Source organism: Actinoallomurus sp. NBC_01490, assembly GCF_036227085.1.
Classification (GTDB): Bacteria; Actinomycetota; Actinomycetes; order Streptosporangiales; family Streptosporangiaceae; genus Actinoallomurus; species Actinoallomurus oryzae.
The window spans coordinates 4,576,546-4,596,255 of the sequence record NZ_CP109433.1; the positions used below are offsets into that span (position 1 = coordinate 4,576,546).

Here is a 19,710-nt window from a genome sequence, read left to right on the forward strand (position 1 = left end):
TCACGGGTTGGAGTAGACGCGGTCCGGGGTGAGGAGGACGGCGGTACGGCCCTCCTCCGCCATGACGCGGTCGTAGGCGTCCCAGTCGTCGTGTTCGCCGCCCGCGGCGGTGAAGACGTCTCTCAGCAGCCGCCGGAGGCCGTCCGGGCCGAGGCCGTCGAGCGGGTCGGCGGGCCCGGCGAGCTCCACCGGCCCCTCCGCCGTGACCCACTGCCATCCGGCCCGGATCGTGACGGTGGCGCGTGGGCGCTCGCGGAGGTTGGCGAGTTTCCGCGTGCCGCCGCGTACGACGAAGCCGACGACGTCGTGGCCGCGCACCGGATGCGGGAGCACGCCGGCGTTGACCACGGTCGACTGCACGCTGGTGTCGGCCCGGAGCGTGGAGACGACCACCAGGCCGTGTTCCGCGACGACCAGCCCGCTGAAGTCAGTGATATCCGTCATCATCGGACCGTAACCGATGATGTCGGCTCTGTTCCGGGTGCCGCGCCGCTACGGTGGTGCGGCGAGCCCGGCGGTACGAGCGACCGGCGGGCGGATCACGCATGCATTCAGCACGGAGGGCAAGCGAAGGGTCATGAGTGGCTTCCGGAAGTTCATCCTGCGCGGGAACCTGGTCGACCTCGCCGTAGCGGTAGTGATCGGGACGCAGTTCAGCGCCCTGGTCAAGCAGTTCGTCGACTCGTTCATCACTCCGCTGCTGGCGCTCGTCGGCGGCACGCCCAACTTCGACAGCCTCGTGCTGAAGGTCGGCAAGACTCCGTTCATGTACGGCAAGTTCCTCACCGTGGCGATCTCGTTCCTGATCTCGGCGGCGGTCGTGTACTTCGTGATCGTGCTGCCGGTCGCCCGCCTGCTCCGGCTGTTCGAGCGTGACGTGGAGGCCACCGAGCGCGAGTGCCCGGAGTGCACGCGCAGCATCCCGATCCGGGCGCGGCGCTGCCCGGAGTGCACGGCGGAGATCGTCGCGCCCGGTCCGACGCGGACGGTGCCCGCGCCGCGCTAGCCAGGGTTCGCGGACGGGGGCTTCGAGGCAGCCCCGGGAACCGATCGATCACGATTGGGTATTGAAACCGTGCGCCTGACGTTCACGTCATAGGTGAACTTGCCATGCTCTGTTACCCGGCCGATGCCCGCAGGGCTCGCCGGGACCCGGGGGGAAGAGGTGTTGGGACAGATGAACGAGGGCGTCAGCCCGCTGTGGAAGGCCGGCGGCAAGCCGCTGTCGCAGCTCACAAGTGAAGAACTGGCCGAGGCGATCCAGTACGTCGGGGGGCGCGACGAGACCGACGCTCCGTTGCTGAAGGCGCTGCGCGAGCTGCAGGCCCAGCGCGCCCTCGACGAGGAGCCTCAGGAGCAGCAGGACGACTCCGGGCCGCCACTGCTGGCCTGCGGCTGACCCGGGCGGCACGCGGCCGCCGGTGCCTCGCCGCACCGGAGCCCGGTCGCCTCTCCACCAGAGGCGCCACGCGGCGAGCGCGTGTCGTCGCCCGGGAGCGCCGGGCCGGTTAGGGTCGCGGTGTCATGGCGCGAACACGAGGACGGGCGGCGGCCGCCGCGCTGGTCGCCGGTACGCTGACGGCCGCATCGTGCGGGCATCACGTGCCGACCACGCCGCCGATACGGGTCGGAGCGCCGCGGATCGCGGCCTCCACGCTGAAGCTCGCGCCGGCCGAGGCCGACGGCCTGACGCGCTTCGACAGCTGGCCGAAGGCCTGTGAACTGCTGACCGCCGATGACCTCAAGGCCGTTCTGCCGCAGGTCACCAAGGTCGAGCAGACACCGCACGAGCAGCAGATCCGCGTCACCAACCTCGGTGAGGGCGCCGGAGACGACGACCGCGACGCCCCCGGCACCGCCTGCGACACGCGGTTCTGGGTCGCCGGCGACGAGAAGAGACCGCGATCCCAGCCCGACCTCGTGCGCGTCGAGGACGTCGCGGTCGGCGACAGCGACACGGTCCAGGACAACTACGACACCCTCGCCAAGGGGCGACCCCGCGTGCCCGGGGGGCTCGGCGCGCGCGAATGCGTGCTGGTGGGCACCGACTACTACTGCCGCATGTCCCACATCGCCTTCTCGGTCGGCACGGGGCCCACGCTCTTCATCGACAGCTTCGCCGGGCAGCCGAAGCGGACCGACGCGCACGCCTACTGGGTGCACACCGTGCTCCCCGAACTCGTACGGTCGGTCGCCTCCAAACTCCCCGCGACCTGAGTCGCGGGAAGGCACGGCGGCGCGGCACGGAAAACCACTCCATCCGCCTCCGGGCCGATCGGGAAAGTGTCGCGCATGGGCTCGAATCCACGAGCGGGCCACGAGGCGCGGTCCGCATTGGGTTCCGGTCATCCAATGGCCGGCGCGAGGTCCGTAACGGCGGCGGCGGTGGTGCGCTTTCCTCCGCGCGGACGGGGCCGCTAAGATCATCTGCGGTGGAGAAACCCGATGTCAGCGTCACGATAGACGGTGGCGTTTGAATCTCGATTAAACCCTGATTACCCGATAATAGGCTGCGACTATAACATATTTTCGGCCTTTCCGGAACACCGGTGACCTCTGCTGGCCTTGAGTCTTGAGTCCGCCTCGGAAAACTCCGCACAATCCAATCGCCGGCGGATTCATGAATTGTGTTATCAACGAGCACTGCCCGTCCCCACTCACGGGAGGTTCTGTTGGGAACGTCACCGGACGCGTTGCGACACTCGGCGGTGGTCGCGGCTCCGGACCACGCCGCCGGCGAACCCGCCGGCCGTACGGACGTTCGCCGTCGCACCGGCGTGCTGCTCACGGCCGCCCCGCACCGCGCCGTCGCGGACTTCGCGGGCGAGCAGCGCCTGGCCGCCGACCTGGAGGAGTGCGCGGCGGGCGTCGCGTCCGCCGTCGCCGGCGACGTGCCGATCATCGGCGAGACCGTGACCGCGATCCTCGGGGGCGGCAAGCGGCTCCGTCCGCTGCTGGTGCTCGCCGCCGCGTACGCCGGTTCGGGGGAGCGGGAACGTTCCATCTCGTCGGGCGTCGTCGTCGAGCTGCTGCACCTGGCGAGCCTCGTGCACGACGACGTCATGGACGAGGCGGCCCAGCGGCACGGCGTCACCAGCGCCAACGCTCGCATGGGCAACGTACGCGCGGTGCTCGCCGGCGACTATCTGCTGGCCCGCGCCCTGGCCGTCGCGTGCGAGCTGGGCCGGGCCGAGGGCTCGCTGGCGGCCGAGACGTTCATCCGGCTGTGCGACGGCCAGGCGCGCGAGTCCGCCGCGCTGTTCGACCCCGCGCGGTCGGAGAGCGACTACTACGCGGCGATCGAGGGCAAGACCGCGGCGCTGTTCGCGACCTCCTGCCGGCTGGGCGCGATGGCGGGCGGCCTCGGCGAGGAGACGACCGCCGCGCTGGCCGAGTACGGCCTGCAACTCGGCATGGCGTACCAGATCGTCGACGACCTGCTCGACCTCACCTCGACCTCGGGCACGATGGGCAAGCCGGCCGGCCACGACATCGCCGAGGGCGTCTACACGCTGCCGGTCCTGTGCGCACTGCGGGAGCGGCCGGAGCTCGCCGGCGTCCTCGCCCGCGTCCGGCCCGATGGCGTCGACGGCGCTCCCGCCGACCCCGAGGCGGTGCGCGAGGCGGCCGGCCTCGTACGCGACAGCGGCGGCATCACCGCCGCGCGCCGTGCGGCCGAACGGCGCACCGAGCGGGCGATCGCCGCGCTCTCCGGCGCCGCCGGCGAGGTCGGCGCCGAGCGGATCGCGATGCTGTCCGACCTCGCGGCCGTGCTGGCGGGCCGGGGAAGCTGAGGAGCCGCCGCGCCGGCCTCTCTCTCGTCCGCCGCGCCCTTTCGCGTGGCGCCTACGACTGCGAGGCCGTCGCGGCCGGTGCCTACGCCCGCGGGGCCGTCACGGTCGGCGCCGGGCGGCTCAGTACCAGTGGTGCGCCTGCCAGAAGCCCCAGGCCTTGCAGGGGTTTCCGTAGCGGGAGCCGACGTAGGCGAGTCCCCAGGCGATCTGGGTCATCGCGTTGTTGCGCCAGTCGGCGCCGGCCGAGGCCATCTTCGAGCCCGGCAGGGCCTGCGGGATCCCGTACGCGCCGCTGCCGGGGTTGGTGGCGTGCTCGTTCCAGCCGCTCTCGTGGTTCCACATCGTCAGCAGGGAGCCCCAGCAGCCGCCCCAGCCCTTGAGCGCGTTCATCTTCTTGGCGTACGCCTGGTTCTCGGCCGCGCTCGGGTTGTGGCTCATGCGCCTCTTGAGCGCCTCCCACTCACGCTTCTCCTTGAGCGCCTTGGCGCGGGCGGCCGCCTTCTTCTTGGCCGCCTTCTCCGCCGCGACCGCCTTCTCGTACGCGCGGCGCTTGGCCTGCGCCTCGGCACCGGCGACGACGGGGTCCATCTGGTACCCCGACAGCTCCTTGAGCATCTCGTTGGTGGACATGTCGGCCGCGCCGGGCGGCGGCTTGCCCTTGCCGAAGTTCGTCTTCGCCACGATGACGAAGACGAGGACGATGACGAGCGTCATGATCACGACAGTGCTCGTGGCGGCCCGCTTGGCCAGGCGAAGAGCGCGTACGCCCTTGGGCTCCGTGAGGTCTTCGGCGTACGGATCGCGCTCTGCGTCGTATGAACCGGTGAGTTCATCCAAGTCGTAGGCGCGCGGGGGTCGCCGCGTCTCCTGGTGCCGATGTTGCATAGCACCATAGCTTGCACTATCTAAACGCTTCTATGGTCGTTTGTCCGTGTAGTTGGGGTGCAGATCTCATCCGTCCCGGGACGAACGGCGTCGCCGGAGTCGGACGGCCGTGGGGGAAACGCTCCGAGTCCGGCCCGGGCCGGCGCCCCGCCGTGAGCAGGTCGGCGCCGCCGTGCTCACCCCGGCCGACGGCGGCTTCTCGGCAAGATCGTCGCGCGCGCCGCCCGGGCGTGGCCGGTCCAGGACGGCGTCGCTGAGCCCGGCCACGTCCGCGGCGGTCGCTCAGCCGTGTCCCGTGGTGTTGCCGGGCGCCGCTCCCGTCATGATCGCCACCGCCTCGGCCATGTCGACGTCCCCGGGCTCCACGACGGCCACTCGCCGGCCCAGGCGCTGGATGTGGATGCGGTCGGCGACGTCGAACACGGTCGGGATGTCATGACTGATCAGGATGACCGGAAGCCCGCGTTCGCGTACCCCGCGGATCAGGTCGACCACCATGCCGGACTCCTTGACGCCGAGTGCGGCGGTCGGCTCGTCCATGATGACGACGTGGCGGGCGAACGCCGCGCTGCGGGCGACCGCGACGCCCTGCCGCTGACCGCCGGACAGCGTCTCCACCGCCTGGCTCATCGAGCCGACCCCGATCTTCAGGTCCCGCAGGTGCGCGTTCGCCTCGGACTGCATCCGCCCGGTGTCCAGCATCCGGAAGACCCTCCCGAGAACGCCCTTCCGCCGCACCTCACGCCCGAGGAACAGGTTGGCGGCGATGTCCAGCGCCGGCGCGACCGCGAGGTCCTGGTAGACGGTCTCGATGCCCGCCCGCCGCGCGTCGACCGGACTGTGGAAGCGCACCGGGCGCCCGTCGAGCAGGATCCGTCCCTCATCCGGGACGAGCGCGCCGGAGAGCGCCTTGATCAGCGTGGACTTGCCGGCGCCGTTGTCACCGATGACCGCGAGGATCTCACCCGGCAGCAACTCGAAGTCCGCACCGTCCAGCGCGGTCACGTGCCCGTACCGCTTGACCAGCCCGTAGGCCTCCAGAATCGGGCCGTCCTGGTCGGCTCGCTCAGTCACGAGCCCTCCTTCGCCGCTCGCTCACATGCGCCTCCTTCGTGCGAGCCGGTCGACGCCGACGGCGAGGATGACCAGGATTCCGGTGATCAGTACCTGGTACACGGCCGCGACGCCCATCAGCTGCAGGCCGTTGCGGATCACTCCCACGATGAGCGCGCCGAACAGCACGCCGACGATGCTGCCGCGCCCGCCGAACAGGCTGACCCCGCCCAGCACGACCGCGGTGATGCTGTCGAGGTTGTCGGTCTGGCCGGCCTGTGGGTCGCCGACCGTCGTACGGCCGACCAGGAGCAGCCCGGCGAGGCCGTACACGGCGCCCGCGATCGTGTAGACGGTGATGAGAAGGCGGCGGTTGGAGATGCCGGTGAGCCGCGCCGCCTCCGGGTTGTCGCCGACCGCGTACACGTGGCGGCCCGCGGCGGTGAAGCGGAGCACGTACCAGGCGACGGCGAACAGGGCGAGCATGACCACCGACCCGTACGTCACGTCGGTGTTGCCGAGCGGGAACGTCTGCCCGAGCGCGGTCAGCGCCTTCGGCAGCCCCGTCACGGTCTGCTCGTGGGAGTAGATGTGGGTGAGGGCGAAGGCGATGTTCAGGGTGCCGAGCGTGACGATGAAGGCGGGCAGCCGCGCCATCGTCACCAGGCCGCCGTTGACCGCCCCGAACGCCGCGCACACCACGATGCCGATGACGATCGCGAGGGGCGCGGGGACGTGGCCGCCGACCGCGAGGCGGGTCATCACGATCGTGCCGAACGCCATGACGGCGCCGTTGGACAGGTCGATGCCGGCGGTCAGGATCACGATCGTCTGGCCGACGGCGAGCGTGCCCACCTCCATCACCTGCTGGACCACGAGGGAGAGGTTGCCGCCGGTGAGGAACCGGTCGGTGTTCAGCGAGAAGAACAGGCAGGCGAGGAGGAGCGCCGCGAGGGGGCCGACGGTCGGTACGGCGGCGAACCGGGCGACCGTCGCGGGGACGTCACGGCCCCGCCCGGCCCGGTCCGCGACGGCGGGGCCGCTCGTCTCCGTGCTGGTGGTTTCCGGCATCGGCGTCAGCCCCAGCAGTTCGCCAGGCCGAACCCGACGTCTTTGGACTCCAGGCCCGCCTGCGGCTTCGCGGTGATCAGGTTGACGCCGGTGTCGGTGTAGCCGCTCGCCTTCTTGCCGCCGTGCGCCCAGGCGACGATGGAGTCCACGCCCTGGGCGGCCATCTTCAGCGGATACTGCTGGGCGGTCGCCGCGATCTGCCCGGCCTGCACCGCCTTGACGCCCGTGCACCCGCCGTCGATGGAGACGATCATCGTGGAACCGGTCCGGCCGGCCGCCTTCAGCGCGGTGTACGCCCCGAGTGCCGCCGGCTCGTTGATGGTGTAGACGAGGTTGATGCCGGGGTCCTTCTGCAGGCAGTTCTCCATGGCGGTCTGGCCCTTGGCCTGGTCCCCGGCGGTGTACTGGGTGCAGACGATGCTCGGATCGCCGTCCTTGATGCCGTAGCCCTGCAGGAAGCCGTTGTGCCGGAGCACGCCGACGGTGATGCCCGGGTTCAGGTCGAGCATCGCGATCTTGACCGGCTTGCCGCCCTCGACGCTCTTGGCGTACCGGCCGATCAGCGTGCCGGCGGTGAGGTTGTTCGTGGCGAAGAGCGCGTCGGCGGCGCTCTGCGGGTCCGGCGGCGTGTCCAGGGCGATGACGTCGATGCCCTTGGCGCGTGCCTTGGCGAGGCTCGGCACGATCGCCTTCGTGTCACTGGGCACGATGAGGATGCCCTTGACCCCGGCGGCGGTCATGTTCTCCATCGCGGTGACCTGGCTGGCGTTGTCACCGTCGAAGCGGCCCGCCGCGGTCATCAGCTTGACGCCCTTGGCCTTGGCCTCCTTCTCGGCACCCTCCTTCATCTTCACGAAGAACGGGTTGGTGTCGGTCTTGGTGATCAGGCCGATGGTGATGTCCTTGCCGGAGCCCTTCGCTCCGCTGCCGCATCCGGCCGCGACGAGCGTCAGGGCCACGAGTGCGGCGAGGCTTCCGGAGAGGGGACCTGGTGTGGGGAATCCACGTCTCATACCGACTCCTCCCAGCGCGCCGCGCTGGCCGTGCGGCGCGTGTTCTTGACAGTGGGCGGCACGCAGGAAACGTTTTGTGGAAACGTTTCCCAGAACGTAGATCGACTTCGGGGACCTGTCCAGAGGGAGAATCGACCGGCTTAGGGCCTGTCTCGAAGTCCCCGTCCGTGGCGAGGCGTCGTCTGGGCGCCGCGTGGTGGGACAGCGGGGCCTCGAGACAGGTGCCAGGCGGGAGAGAGCGGCATGCAGGACGGCGAACGGCGGCGTTCGGTGACCATGCGCGACGTCGCACGGCAGGCCGGCGTGGGTCTGGCGACCGTGTCCCGGGTGATCAACGGCAAGCCGGGCGTGGCCCCCGAGCTGGTCCGCCGGGTCACCGAGACCGCCCGCGCCCTCGGTTACCGCCACGACGTCACCGCCAGCAGCCTGCGGCGGGCCGATCGGCGCACGGCCACCATCGCGCTGGTCCTGGAGGACGTCGCGAACCCGTTCTCCTCGGCGCTGCACCGCGCGGTCGAGGACGCCGCGCGGGAGGAGGGCATCCTCGTCCTGGCGGGCAGCAGCGACGAGCGGCCCGAACGCGAACGCGAACTCATCGACGCGTTCACCCTGCGGCGGGTGGACGGCCTGATCGTGCTCCCCACGGGGAGCACGGACGAGCAGCTCGCCGCCGTCCGCGGGCACGGCACACCGATCGTGTGCGTCGACCGCCTCGTGGAGATCGACCGCGTCGACACGGTGACCGTCGACAACCGCGACGGAACGTGGTCCGCCGTACGCCGCCTGCGGGCGCTCGGGCACCGCCGGATCGCCTTCCTCGGCGACCTGGACTCGATCTGGACGGCGCGGCAGCGGTTCGCGGGGTTCGCCGACGCGCACGCGGAGGCGGGACGGCCGGTCGAGGAGCGGCTGGTCCGCCGCGGCCTGCGCAGCGAGGAGGAGGCACACGCGGCGACGACCCGGCTGCTGACCGGCGGCGAGCCGCCGACGGCGGTGTTCGCCGCGCAGAACCTGCTGACGATGGGCGCCCGCCGCGCGCTGCAGGGACTGGGCGCCCAGGAGCAGGTGGCGCTGATCGGCTTCGACGACTTCCCGGTCGCCGACCTGCTGACGCCGGGCGTCTCGGTGGTCGCCCAGGACCCGGCGACGGTCGGCCGGACCGCCGCCCGCCTGCTGCTGTCCCGCGTCCGTGGCGGTGACGACCACCTGCCGGCGCGGCACGTGGTGGTGCCGACCCGCTACGTCGCCCGCGGCTCCGGCGAGATCCCGCCGAGGACCTGACCCGGCCGCCGCCCGGGAACCGCCCTGCTCAGAGCGCCCGGACGGCGACCTGGCCTACTGCGCGGGCTCATCCGTGTCTTGATGTCCGTCCTCGGGCAGCAGGACCTCGGCGAGGTGGACGGCGTCACGGCCGGTGAGCTGTGCGATCTGCGTGCGGCAGCTGAACCCGTCCGCGAGCACGATCGTGCCGGGCGCGGCGTCGCGGACCGCGGGCGCGAGACCGCGTTCGGCGATCTTCACGGACACGTCGTAGTGCCCCTTCTCGAAGCCGAAGTTGCCGGCCAGCCCGCAGCAGCCGGACTCGGGCCTGGTGACCTCCACCCCGGCCTTGGCGAGCAGCCGCAGGTCGGCGTCCTGGCCCAGCTCGGCGTGCTGGTGGCAGTGGATCTGCGCGATGGCGGTGCGCTGCCGGTGCGGCGGCGTCCAGCCGGCCTCCTCCAGCAGCTCGGCGAACGTGCGGATCTTCAGGTCGGCGAGGCGCTCGTCGCCGGGCAGCAGCTTCTCCCAGTCGCCGCGCAGCGCGGCCGTACAGCTCGGCTCCAGGCCGACGATCGGGATGCCGCGCGCGGCGTACGGGTGGATCGCCTCCAGCGACCGGCGGGCGACGCGGCGCGCCATGGCGAGCTGGCCGGTGCTCATCCACGTCAGCCCGCAGCAGACCTGGCCCTGCGGCACGATCACCTCGTATCCGGCGTCCTCCAGCACCCGTACGGCGGCCCGCGCCGCCGAGGGCGTGAAGTGGTTGGTGAAGGTGTCCGGCCAGAGCAGCACCTGCTTCCGGTCGCCGCCGGGCGCCCGGTGGTGGCGCCGGAACCAGCGGGTGAACGGCTGTTTCGCCGGGGCGGGCAGGTCGCGCTCGGGCGCGACCCCGCCGAGACGCTTGCCCAGCCCGGCGAGCGACCGGGCGATCCGGCCGGGGGAGGAGGCGGCACGGAGCGGGCCACGGGCGAGCCGCAGCCACACCGGCAGCCAGCCCATCGAGTAGTGCGCCATCGGGCGGAGCCGCCGCCGGTAGTGGTGGTGCAGGAACTCCGACTTGTAGGTCGCCATGTCGACGTTCACCGGGCAGTCGGAGGCGCAGCCCTTGCAGGCCAGGCACAGGTCGAGGGCCTCGTGCACGGATTCGGAGCGCCAGCCGGCGGTGTCGAGGTCGCCGCGCAGCATCTCCTCCAGCGCGCGGGCCCGGCCCCGGGTGGAGTCCTTCTCGTCGTGGGTGGCGCGGTAGCTCGGACACATGACGCCGCCGTGGTCGCTGCGGCACTTGCCGACGCCGACGCACCGGTGCAGCGCCTGCCGGAAGTCGCCGTTGTCCGCGGCGAACGGCAGGAACGTACGCGGGCGCGGCCGCATGCCCTCGGTGCGGAGCCGGTCGTCGACCGGCTCGGGGTCGACGAGGACGCCGGGGTTCATCCGGCCCTCGGGGTCCCACACGCCCTTGAACTCGCGGAAGGCCTTGAGGGTGTCGTCGTCGTAGACCAGCGGCAGCACCTCCGAGCGGGCCCGGCCGTCGCCGTGCTCGCCCGACGGAGACCCGCCGTGGGCGGCGACGAGCCGGGTGGCCTCCTCGATGACCTCGCGGAAGGTCTTCCGCCCGCGCTCGGTGGCCAGGTCGAAGTCGATGCGGATGTGCAGGCAGCCCTCGCCGAAGTGCCCGTAGGCCGCGCCGTGCACGCCGAACCGGGCGAACAGCGTGCGCAGCTCGCCGAGGTACGCGCCGAGGCGGTCGGGGGGCACCGCCGAGTCCTCCCAGCCGGGCCACGCCTGCGAGCCGTCCGGCGCCCGGGTGGCCAGGCCCGCGCCGTCCGTACGGATCTTCCAGACCGCGGCCTGCCGGAGCGGGTCGGTCTCGACGACCGCGCCGGGGAACTCCCGTGCCAGGGCCCGTGCCCGCTCCTCCGCGTCGTCCCCCGTGAGCTCGATGAGAAGCCAGGACGTCCCCTCCGGCAGGCCGGAGCGGTCGCTGCCGCGCGCCATCTGGACGATCTGCGCGTCCAGCCCCTCGCAGGCGTCGGGCCCGTACTCCAGCACCCGCGGAACGGCCTCGCCGGCCACCACGAAGTCGGGGAATCCCGCGATCACCAGGACCTTGGTCTCGGGCTCGGAGACCAGCCGCAGCGTCGCGCCGAGCGTGAACGCGCAGGTGCCCTCGCTGCCGACGAGCGACCGTGCGACATTGAAGTCGTTCTCCGGCAGCAGGTGCTCGAGGCCGTAGCCGGAGACCTGGCGGGGGAAGCGCCCGAGCGACGTGCGGATCGTGGCCAGGTGCCGGTCGCGCAGCGCCCGCAGCTCCTCGAGGAACGGGTCGGCGGGCTCCTTGCCGTGGGCGCCGACCGTCAGCGCCGTGCCGTCGTAGCGCAGCACGTCGAGGGACTCGACGTTGTCGGACGTGCGGCCGTAGACGAGCGCCCGGGTGCCGCAGGCGTTGTTGCCGATCATCCCGGCGAGCACACAGCGGCTCCGGGAGGACGGGTCGGGGCCGAACCGCAGGCCGTGCCGGCCCGCCGCCCGGTTCAGGTCGTCCAGCACGACACCGGGCTCGACGCGGGCGATCCGCCGCTCATGGTCGAGCTCGAGGATCCGGTTCATGTGCCGGGAGAAGTCCACGACGAGGCCCTCGCCGATCGCGTTGCCGGCGATGCTCGTGCCCGCGCCGCGCGCGGTGATCGCCACACCGTGGTCACGCGCCGCGCGCACGGCGGCGGCGACGTCGTCGGCGGACCGGGGGAACACCACGCCGAGCGGCACGCGCCGGTAGACGGACGCGTCGTAGGAGTACTCGGCCCGGCACCGTACGGAGAAGTCGACCTCGCCGTCGAGCCCGGCGCTCAGGTCGTTTTCGAGTGTGCTCATCATGCCCAGCGTCGCAGATGGGGGACCGGCGGTGACGGGCGGGCCGCTCAATCGCCGCGCCCGCCGGGGCCTGCGAAGGCCCGCAGCAGTTCGAGCAGCGCGACGCGCAGTTCGCCGGGGGCGAGTTGGAGATCGCCGGCGCCGGCGAGATGGTCGAAGATCAGGCCGTCGAGGCAGGCGACGAAGATCGGCGCCTGCCGGGCGGGCTCGGTCGCGCCCGCGGCGGCGAGCAGCCCTTCGGCGATGACGCGGAAGCGAGCGCCGGCCGCGACGAGTGAGGCGCGCAGCTCCCCGCGGCGCGTGGCCTCCAGCGCGAGCTCGTACCGGGCCAGCATCCGCGTGCGCCCGGTGGCCACGTAGCGCTCGATCATCGTCGCCAGCGCCTCGACGGCGCCCGTCGCGCCCATTTCGGTACGGCACGAGGGGACGGGCAGCGTGGCGATCTCGGCGGCGTCGAGCTCGGCCAGCCGGTCGACGGTCGCCGCGAGGAGCGCCTGCCGGGTCCGGAAGTAGTACGAGCAGGATCCCTCTGGCACGCCCGCCGCCCGGTCGACCGCGCGGTGCGTCAGCCCGCGCAGGCCCTCCCGCGCCAGCGTGTCGATGGCCGCGTCGGCCAGCCGCTCTCGCCGTGTGATGGCCACCGTCACTCTCCCTCCCGGTTCCTCTACAAATGTAGAGTAAAAGGGGGGACGCTACAGATGTAGAGGGAGGGGTCATGGAACGGACGGCGATCATCGCCGGCGGGGGCATCGGCGGGCTCGCGGCGGCGGTGGCCCTCGGCCGGCGCGGCTGGCGGGTCGAGGTGCTCGAGCGCGCCCCGGCGATCGGCGAGGTCGGCGCGGGGCTGTCGCTGTGGCCCAACGGCGTGCGGGCGCTGGACGCGCTGGGGCTGGGCGAGCGGGTGCGCGAGAGCGCGATGCCCGAGACGGAGGGCGGCGTGCGGGACCGGTCGGGCCGCTGGCTGGTGCGCAGCGACACCGCCGAGCTGGAGCGCCGGTACGGCCCGGTCGTGATGATCCACCGGGCGCGTCTGCTCGACCTCCTGAGAGAGGCGATCCCGCCCGGCGCCCTGCGCCTCGGCGCGGAGGTCTCCGGTGTCCGCGACGACGGGACCCGGGTCGAGGTCACGCACGGGGCAGGCGTCTCCCGCGCCGCTCTCCTGGTGGGCGCCGACGGCCTGCGCAGCGCCGTGCGCCGCTGTGTCTGGCCCGAGGCGCCCGGCCCCCCGGTACGCCGGCTACACGGCCTGGCGGCTGGTCGTCGATCCCCCCGAGGGGCGCCCGGACACGGGCGGCGAGACGTGGGGGCGCGGCGAGCGGGTCGGCGTCGTCCCGCTCGCCGGGGGCGGGATCTACCTGTTCGCCGTGGCGAACGCTCCGGAGGGGGCGCGAAGCCCCGACGGAGAGCCGGCCGAGCTGCGGCGGAGGTTCGGCGGCTGGCACGATCCGATCCCCGCCCTGCTCGACGCCGTCTCCGAGGAGGCGGTGCTGCGCAGCGACATCTACGACCTGCCGCCGCTGAAGTCCTACGTGAACGGCCGGGTCGCCCTGCTCGGCGACGCCGCGCACGCGATGACCCCGGACCAGGGCCAGGGCGCCAACCAGGCACTGGAGGACGCCGTCACGCTGGCCGCCCTCCTCGACGCCGATCCGGCGGTGCCGTCCGCGCTGGCCGCCTACGACCGGGAGCGCCGGCCCCGCACCCAGACGATCGCCCGCCGCTCCCGGAGTACGGGCGTCGTGGCGCAGTGGAGCTCGGCGCCCGCGGTCGCGGTACGGAACCGGCTGCTCCGCCTCGTCCCGCCGAGAGCGGTGCTGCGGGCGCTCGGCCCGGTGCTGAGCTGGCGCCCGCCGGGCACACCGTGACCGAGGCGCCATCGCCGACTGCACCTTCGCGCGGTTCGAGATCGACGGCTCCGGCGTGATCCTGCCCGAGTACGACGTGCTGGCCAAGGGGCTGGGACTGCAGTACGTCCTGCGCGGCGTGTTCCAGGACCTGTACATCCACGACGTCGCGGCCACCGGGTTCGGGTGTGGCCTCCGACCGCGTCAGTCGCCGAACTCGTTCTGTACGCCGGGCGGTGTCACGGCGGCGATGTAGTGCTGTGGCCCGTGGTCCTCGAAGGAGTACACCACGGGCAGCGCGCCCAGCGGCCGGACCCGGCTGCCGGCGAAGGCCAGGGCGGCCAGGCCGAGGCCGCCGAGGAAGGTGGCCGCCTGCCCGGCGAAGCGGGTGTGCTCGCGCAGGGCGCCGCGGCGGACGTCGTACGCGTGGCCGAGGTGGCGCGACAGACCCAGCACCCCGTGGCGCAGGTGCGGCACCTCGTATCGGTACTCGCGGCCGAAGTGGCGGTACGGCCCGGCGGTCCTGGGCGGGAGATGCGGGACGACGTCGTTGTCGTAGATGTAACGGATCACCTCGCGGGCGAGGAACGGGTCCGCCTCGCATGCGCGGGCGAAGCGGGGGTCGCCGATCATGGGCTGGCCGTAGGTGTAGACGGCCCGGAGCCGGCCTGCCACGTCGTCCTCGTCCCGGAACTTGCGCTCGTGCCGGAGCATGACCGCCATCATCGCGGCCATCGCACCGCCGAGGCTGTGACCGGTGACGTACAGCGCCTCCAACTCGGCCATGCGCGCGACGTCCGGCTCGTCGGGAAGGAGGGCGCGCACCGAGCGGCCCCGGCAGGCACGCTTCAGCGCGGCCAGGACCTCATAGCGCGTCGCCCGTACGTTCCGGTAGAAGCCGGCGTGCACGGTGGAGCGCGGGTCGCCGAACCGGTACGGCATCCGCTCCGGCTGGACGTCGGCGTCGGTCATCCAGGCGATGCCGTCCGTCGGCGGAGTGCCCCGGTAGCACAGGATCGCGACCCGTCCGCTCGCGCTCTGCACGAGGAACGCGGTGGACCGGACGAACATCGCGTCGACCGACGTGCCGATCATCCGGCAGTGGTTCTCCTCCAGGCCCATCCGCGCCATGATCATTGACACGGTCTCGGCGCCGGCGTAGGCGTAGGCCGCGCAGGTGGCCAGGACGTGGGCGATGACGGGGTCCGGATGCCGCGGGGCGCGCAGCAGCCGCTCCTCCAGATCCGGGTGGACGGGGAAGCCGGGTGTCGTGCGCGGTCCGTACGGCCTGAGCCGCGCGTACGACGGGCCGCGGGTGTCGCGGGTCCACAGGCCGCCGATCTCGAGCTGCTCGCGCAGGCGCTCCTCCCACGCGGGCATTGGCGTCGCCCCCGGAGGCACCGCGTCGGCGGGTCGGCCGACGACGGGCGGGCCCGGATGCGGATGCCGGCCGTCGGTCGTCACACCGCACCTCCGGTTCGTCGGTGAGCACTGTCTCGTGGTCAGCGCCGTCTCGTGTGAGCACTGTCAACCGGAGGTGATTTCCCGGAGCCCCGGAGCGAACCCCAAGCGCGCGTAATGCCGGGTCGCGGGCCTGCCTACAGGTGGGGACGGCACGGGTGCGCGCGCCCGGCCTTCGCCTCCCACTCGTTGACCTCGGCGGTCGCCTCGTTCGGCGACCCGGCGGTGAGGAACATCCAGTACTTGATCATCACGTCATGGGCGGCGTCGAGCGGGTAGTTCTCGGACCAGTCCGAGTACAGGTCCTGCAGGTACAGCCCGCGAGGCGTGATGCGGACACCCCAGGAGTTGCCCTGCCAGGACTCTTCGGCCGACCGGCCGGCCCGTACGTCCTCGACCCGGGCGAGCAGGTCGAGGCTCCACGGCGGCACGTTCTGCACGTCACTGGTGAGCAGCGAGCCGATCGCGCCGTAGGAGTCGTCGGTGACCTCGAACGTCGGCGCGCCGTGTTCGTTCCGGCCGAAGGCGATCCGGGTCATGCCTCATCCCCTTCCCAAGATGATCGGCCACGCCGAGTCCCAGTTCTTGCCGGTCGGATTGTAGGAGCCCTGGATCGACACGCCGTTGGCGAACCCCTCCCAGCGGTTTCTGGTATTGGGGATGGGATGCCCGTTGGCAAAGGCCTCGTGAATGGTGTGCGCGACATACTGGGGTGTCCAGTTGTCGGGAAAGAATGAGTTCTCGGTTGGTTTGCTCACCCACTGACCATCCGGCGCCTTCATTTCAATGCGTGCGGCGTAACAGCCGTTGACGTCCTTCCGGACGACCTGGCTGACCCGGCGATCCACCGCGTCCTGGCCCATGAACCGGTGATGCCATCCGCTCGCCACCCAGTTGCCCTGCTTGAGCCGCACCTCTCCCTGGAAGACATGGTGGTAACCGCGGCTCTTGGTAACGGCGCCGGCCAACCACTTGAACACCGGCCTGAAGATGCCCGCTTCCTCTTGGGCGGCGACGAGAGGCATCGCCACCAGAAAGACGAGGAGGTACCGCCATCGTCTGCGTGACAATATCGACTCCAGTGGCGCGGCGACGAATCCCCCACACCCTACCGAAATGGCGATTCTTTGAAAGTGGTCTTATCGGAAGTCGCGGCTGCGTGTCATCGTGGTCACGGGGAGGCGTCGCAGGCGGGTGGCGACCAGATTCGTGGCGCCGTCGTGGCGTTCGAGACGCGCGTGGACGATCATCGCCTGGGCCTGGAAGGCCATGGTCCGATAGCGCTCCCAGACCTGGGGGCGGCAGACGACGTTGGCCATCCCGGTCTCGTCCTCCAGGTTGAAGAAGATCACCCCGCCCGCCGTCCCCGGGCGCTGCCGGTGGGTCACCACGCCGGCGACCACGATGTTCGTCTCGCCGGGTACGTCGGCGAGTGCGCCCAGGGGGACCACGTCGCGCTCATCGAGCAGGTGCCGTACGTGGGCGATCGGGTGATGCCCCGCCGTGCCGGTGGCCCACAGGTCGGCGATGGTCTCCTCGATCGGGGTCATGGCGGGCAGTTCGGGAGCGGACGTGCCCGGCGTCGTGCCCGGCAGCCGTTCGGCGCGCCAGGACGACGAGGCCGGGGAAGCGGCGCCGCGCGAGAGCGCGCCCGCCGCCCACAGCGCCTCACGGCGGCCGAGGCCGAAGCAGCCGAACGCACCCGCGGTGGCGAGGGCCTCCAGGGCCGCGGTGGGCAGCGGCACCCGCCGGACCAGGTCCTCCAGGCTCTCGTACGGCCGTCCGGCGGCGATCCGTTCCGCGCCCTCGGCCCCGAGGCCCCGTACGTACTCCAGGCCCACCCGGACCGCCGGCTGCTCGGCGGAGGGCGAGTGCGGGGACCCGCCGGCGGGGGCGTACGGACCCTCGAGCGTCGCCTTGGCCGCGCTCGCGTTCACGTCCACGCCGAGGACGCGGACCCCGTGCCTCCGCGCGTCGCCGATCAGGGTCTGCGGAGCGTAGAAGCCCATCGGCTGGTTGGCCAGCAGCGCCGCGGTGAACGCCGCGGGGTAGTGCCGTTTGAGGTACGCGCTGGCGTACACGAGATGGGCGAAGCTCTGCGCGTGCGACTCGGGGAAGCCGAAGCTCGCGAAGCCGAGGATCTTGGTGTAGACCTCCTCGGCGATCTCGCCGGAGATGCCGCGCTCGGCCATGCCGGTCAGCAGGCGTTCGCGGAGCTTTTCGATGCGCTCGGGCGCGCGCTTGGCGCTCATCGCCTGCCGCAGCGCGTCCGACTCCGCCGGGGTGAACCCCGCGCAGTCCACGGCGAGCTGCATCATCTGCTCCTGGAACAGCGGCACGCCCATGGTGCGCGACAGGGCGTTCCGCATGAGCGGGTGCGGGATGTCGGGCGGCTCCTGCCCGCTCCGGCGGCGCAGGTACGGGTGGACCGACCCGCCCTGGATCGGGCCGGGCCGGATCAGCGCGACCTCCACGACCAGGTCGTAGAAGCGGTCGGGCTTGAGCCGGGGGAGCGTGGCCATCTGGGCGCGCGACTCGACCTGGAACACCCCGACCGTGTCGGCGTCGCGCAGCATGGCGTACACGTCCGGGTCCTCTTCGGGGATGTTGTGCAGGTCGAAGCGGCGGTCGTGGAAGGCGGCCACGAGGTCGAACGTGTCGTGCAGCACCGACAGCATGCCGAGCCCGAGCAGGTCGAACTTGACCAGCCCCTCGGCGGCGCAGTCGTCCTTGTCCCACTGCAGCACGGTGCGGCCCGGCATGCGGGCCCACTCGACTGGGCAGACCTCCCCGATCGGCCGGTCGCAGATGACCATGCCGCCCGAGTGGATGCCGAGGTGACGGGGCAGGCGCTGCATCCGGTCGGCCAGCGCGGTGACCGCCTCGGGGATGCCGTCCGGCGGCAGCGGTTCGTGCGGGGAGAGCTGCCGCGACCAGGCGTCCTGCTGGCCGGGGGAGAAGCCGAGGGCGCGCGCCGCGTCGCGTACGGCCATGCGGGGCCGGTAGCTGATCACGTTGGCGACCTGCGCGGCGCGGTCCCGGCCGTACTTCTCATAGACGTGCTGGATGACCTCCTCGCGGCGGCGGTGCTCGATGTCCAGGTCGATGTCGGGCGGCCCGTCGCGGCCGGGCGACAGGAACCGCTCGAACAGCAGGTTGTGCTTGACCGCGTCGACCCCGGTGATGCCGAGGGCGAAACAGACCGCGGAGTTGGCCGCCGAGCCGCGGCCCTGGCACAGGATGTCGGCGTCACGGCAGAACTCCACGATCTCCTGGACGATCAGGAAGTAGCCGGGGAAGCCGAGGGCGTCGATGACGTTCAGCTCCTCGTCGATCTGCCGGTACGCCCGGCGCGCCCGCCGCCGCGGCCCGTACCGCTCGGCGGCGCCCTCGGCGACGAGGTGCCGCAGCCAGGTCGACTCGGTGTGCCCCTCGGGCACGAGCCAGTCCGGCAGGTCGGGCGCGACCAGTTTCAGGTCGAAGACGCAGGACCGGGCCAGCTCGACGGTGCGCTCGACCACACCGGGGAACCGCGCCGTCCGCGCCCGCATCTCCCGCGCCGACCGCAGGTGCGCGGTGCCCGTGGCCGGCAGCCAGGACTCCAGGTCGTCCAGCCCCCGCCGGGCGCGTACGGCGGCGAGCGCCTCGGCGAGCGACGCGTCCTTCGGCGCGGCGTAGTGCACGTTGTTCGAGGCGACGACGCCGATCCTGTGCTTTTCCGCGAGGTCGTACAGGGCGTCGTTGCGCGCGTCGTCCAGGGGCTGGTCGTGGTCGATCAGCTCGGCGTAGACGTTCTCCCGCCCGAACATCTCGATCAGCGTGCGCAGCCCCGCCTCCCGGTCGTCGCCGCCGTGCACCAGGCTCTTGCGGCAGCCGGTGAGGACCGCCCAGTGCCCGCCGTGCGCGTCCGCCAGGTCGGCCAGGTCGTAGACCGGCCTGCCCTTCTCGCCACCGGCGAGCTGCGCCCGGCTGATCGCGCCGCTCAGCCGCCCGTACCCCTCGGCGTCACGAGCCAGCACCAGCAGGTGCCGCCCGCCCGGGTCGGGCTCGCCCTGCTTCGCCGGCAGGTCGAGGCTCAGCTCCGCGCCGAAGATCGTGCCGACGCCGGTGCCCTTGGCGGCCTCCTTGAGCTGCACCGCCCCGTACATGCCGTCGTGGTCGGTCACGGCCACGGCCTCCACGTCGAGCCGGATCGCCTCGTCGATCAGCTCGCGGGGGCTGGAGGCGCCGTCGAGGAAGCTGTAGGAGGAGTGACAGTGCAGCTCCGCCCAGCCGCCTGGGCCTTCACGCCGCCGCGCCGGAACCACCGGAGGCGGCTCGGCGGCCTTCGGCTCACGGCCGCCCCACGACAACCGCCGCTCGAACTCCCGCCACGGAATGTCCGGGTTGTTCCAGCCCACTGGGTCACTCGCCCTCTTCGTTCGCTCCGCGGACGAGCTCGTTCCTCGCCCCTCCACT

Annotated in this window: 18 protein-coding genes and 1 pseudogene; 8 read left to right on the forward strand and 11 right to left on the reverse strand. The window is 72.2% G+C overall.

Features of this window, described 5'->3' with window-relative positions; translation table 11 throughout:
* Window positions 1-444, reverse strand: coding sequence for a pyridoxamine 5'-phosphate oxidase family protein (locus OG417_RS21805; RefSeq protein WP_329259007.1), 444 nt, complete (start codon window positions 442-444; stop codon window positions 1-3).
* Between the two features lie 133 nt (window positions 445-577).
* Here OG417_RS21805 and mscL point away from each other — a divergent pair, with 133 nt between their 5' ends.
* The 4 genes from mscL to OG417_RS21825 all read left to right on the forward strand — a co-directional run bounded on the left by mscL (window position 578) and on the right by OG417_RS21825 (window position 3,794).
* Window positions 578-1,006 (forward strand): large conductance mechanosensitive channel protein MscL, encoded by a 429-nt coding sequence (gene mscL / locus OG417_RS21810; RefSeq protein ID WP_329259010.1) that lies wholly within the window; start codon window positions 578-580, stop codon window positions 1,004-1,006.
* A gap of 171 nt (window positions 1,007-1,177) precedes the next feature.
* Window positions 1,178-1,399, forward strand: a complete 222-nt coding sequence (locus OG417_RS21815) for a hypothetical protein (RefSeq protein ID WP_329259014.1) — start codon at window positions 1,178-1,180, stop codon at window positions 1,397-1,399.
* Window positions 1,400-1,524: 125 nt separating this feature from the next.
* Window positions 1,525-2,217, forward strand: coding sequence for a hypothetical protein (locus OG417_RS21820; protein WP_329259016.1), 693 nt, complete (start codon window positions 1,525-1,527; stop codon window positions 2,215-2,217).
* A 455-nt stretch (window positions 2,218-2,672) separates the two neighbouring features.
* A complete protein-coding gene (locus tag OG417_RS21825) occupies window positions 2,673-3,794 on the forward strand; it encodes a polyprenyl synthetase family protein (protein WP_329259019.1) in 1,122 nt (373 codons plus the stop codon).
* A 120-nt stretch (window positions 3,795-3,914) separates the two neighbouring features.
* Here the strand turns inward: OG417_RS21825 and OG417_RS21830 are convergent, their stop codons facing one another.
* From OG417_RS21830 to OG417_RS21845, 4 genes are all read right to left on the reverse strand, one after another.
* Window positions 3,915-4,679 (reverse strand): lytic transglycosylase domain-containing protein, encoded by a 765-nt coding sequence (locus OG417_RS21830; protein WP_329259021.1) that lies wholly within the window; start codon window positions 4,677-4,679, stop codon window positions 3,915-3,917.
* Window positions 4,680-4,961: 282 nt separating this feature from the next.
* A complete protein-coding gene (locus tag OG417_RS21835) occupies window positions 4,962-5,753 on the reverse strand; it encodes an ATP-binding cassette domain-containing protein (protein ID WP_329259025.1) in 792 nt (263 codons plus the stop codon).
* A gap of 21 nt (window positions 5,754-5,774) precedes the next feature.
* Window positions 5,775-6,803, reverse strand: a complete 1,029-nt coding sequence (locus tag OG417_RS21840) for an ABC transporter permease (RefSeq protein ID WP_329259028.1) — start codon at window positions 6,801-6,803, stop codon at window positions 5,775-5,777.
* A gap of 5 nt (window positions 6,804-6,808) precedes the next feature.
* Complete coding sequence (locus OG417_RS21845) at window positions 6,809-7,816, reverse strand: sugar ABC transporter substrate-binding protein (RefSeq protein ID WP_329259031.1); 1,008 nt, start codon at window positions 7,814-7,816, stop codon at window positions 6,809-6,811.
* A 243-nt stretch (window positions 7,817-8,059) separates the two neighbouring features.
* On the opposite strand from OG417_RS21845, the gene OG417_RS21850 reads away from it, so the two are divergent.
* A complete protein-coding gene (locus tag OG417_RS21850) occupies window positions 8,060-9,097 on the forward strand; it encodes a LacI family DNA-binding transcriptional regulator (RefSeq protein ID WP_329259034.1) in 1,038 nt (345 codons plus the stop codon).
* A 54-nt stretch (window positions 9,098-9,151) separates the two neighbouring features.
* Here OG417_RS21850 and OG417_RS21855 read toward each other — a convergent pair whose 3' ends face one another.
* Window positions 9,152-11,947, reverse strand: coding sequence for an FAD-binding and (Fe-S)-binding domain-containing protein (locus tag OG417_RS21855; RefSeq protein WP_329259038.1), 2,796 nt, complete (start codon window positions 11,945-11,947; stop codon window positions 9,152-9,154).
* A gap of 47 nt (window positions 11,948-11,994) precedes the next feature.
* On the reverse strand, window positions 11,995-12,588 hold the full coding sequence (locus OG417_RS21860) for a TetR/AcrR family transcriptional regulator (RefSeq protein WP_329259040.1): 594 nt from the start codon (window positions 12,586-12,588) through the stop codon (window positions 11,995-11,997).
* A 74-nt stretch (window positions 12,589-12,662) separates the two neighbouring features.
* Between OG417_RS21860 and OG417_RS54375 the strand changes: the two are divergent.
* From OG417_RS54375 to OG417_RS21870, 3 genes and pseudogenes are all read left to right on the forward strand, one after another.
* Window positions 12,663-13,091: pseudogene (locus OG417_RS54375) on the forward strand (FAD-dependent oxidoreductase); the annotation flags it as partial.
* A 55-nt stretch (window positions 13,092-13,146) separates the two neighbouring features.
* On the forward strand, window positions 13,147-13,812 hold the full coding sequence (locus OG417_RS21865; RefSeq protein ID WP_329259042.1) for an FAD-dependent monooxygenase: 666 nt from the start codon (window positions 13,147-13,149) through the stop codon (window positions 13,810-13,812).
* 55 nt (window positions 13,813-13,867) lie between these two features.
* Window positions 13,868-14,047, forward strand: coding sequence for a hypothetical protein (locus OG417_RS21870; RefSeq protein WP_329259045.1), 180 nt, complete (start codon window positions 13,868-13,870; stop codon window positions 14,045-14,047).
* On the opposite strand, the gene OG417_RS21875 is transcribed toward OG417_RS21870, so the two are convergent.
* From OG417_RS21875 to OG417_RS21890, 4 genes are all read right to left on the reverse strand, one after another.
* On the reverse strand, window positions 13,996-15,255 hold the full coding sequence (locus OG417_RS21875) for a lipase family protein (protein ID WP_329259047.1): 1,260 nt from the start codon (window positions 15,253-15,255) through the stop codon (window positions 13,996-13,998). The genes OG417_RS21870 and OG417_RS21875 overlap by 52 nt on opposite strands.
* A 134-nt stretch (window positions 15,256-15,389) precedes the next feature.
* On the reverse strand, window positions 15,390-15,791 hold the full coding sequence (locus OG417_RS21880; RefSeq protein WP_329259050.1) for a hypothetical protein: 402 nt from the start codon (window positions 15,789-15,791) through the stop codon (window positions 15,390-15,392).
* Window positions 15,792-15,794: 3 nt separating this feature from the next.
* Window positions 15,795-16,277, reverse strand: coding sequence for an EndoU domain-containing protein (locus OG417_RS21885; protein ID WP_329262458.1), 483 nt, complete (start codon window positions 16,275-16,277; stop codon window positions 15,795-15,797).
* Window positions 16,278-16,391: 114 nt separating this feature from the next.
* A complete protein-coding gene (locus tag OG417_RS21890) occupies window positions 16,392-19,652 on the reverse strand; it encodes an error-prone DNA polymerase (protein WP_329259053.1) in 3,261 nt (1,086 codons plus the stop codon).
* Window positions 19,653-19,710: the final 58 nt, after the last annotated feature.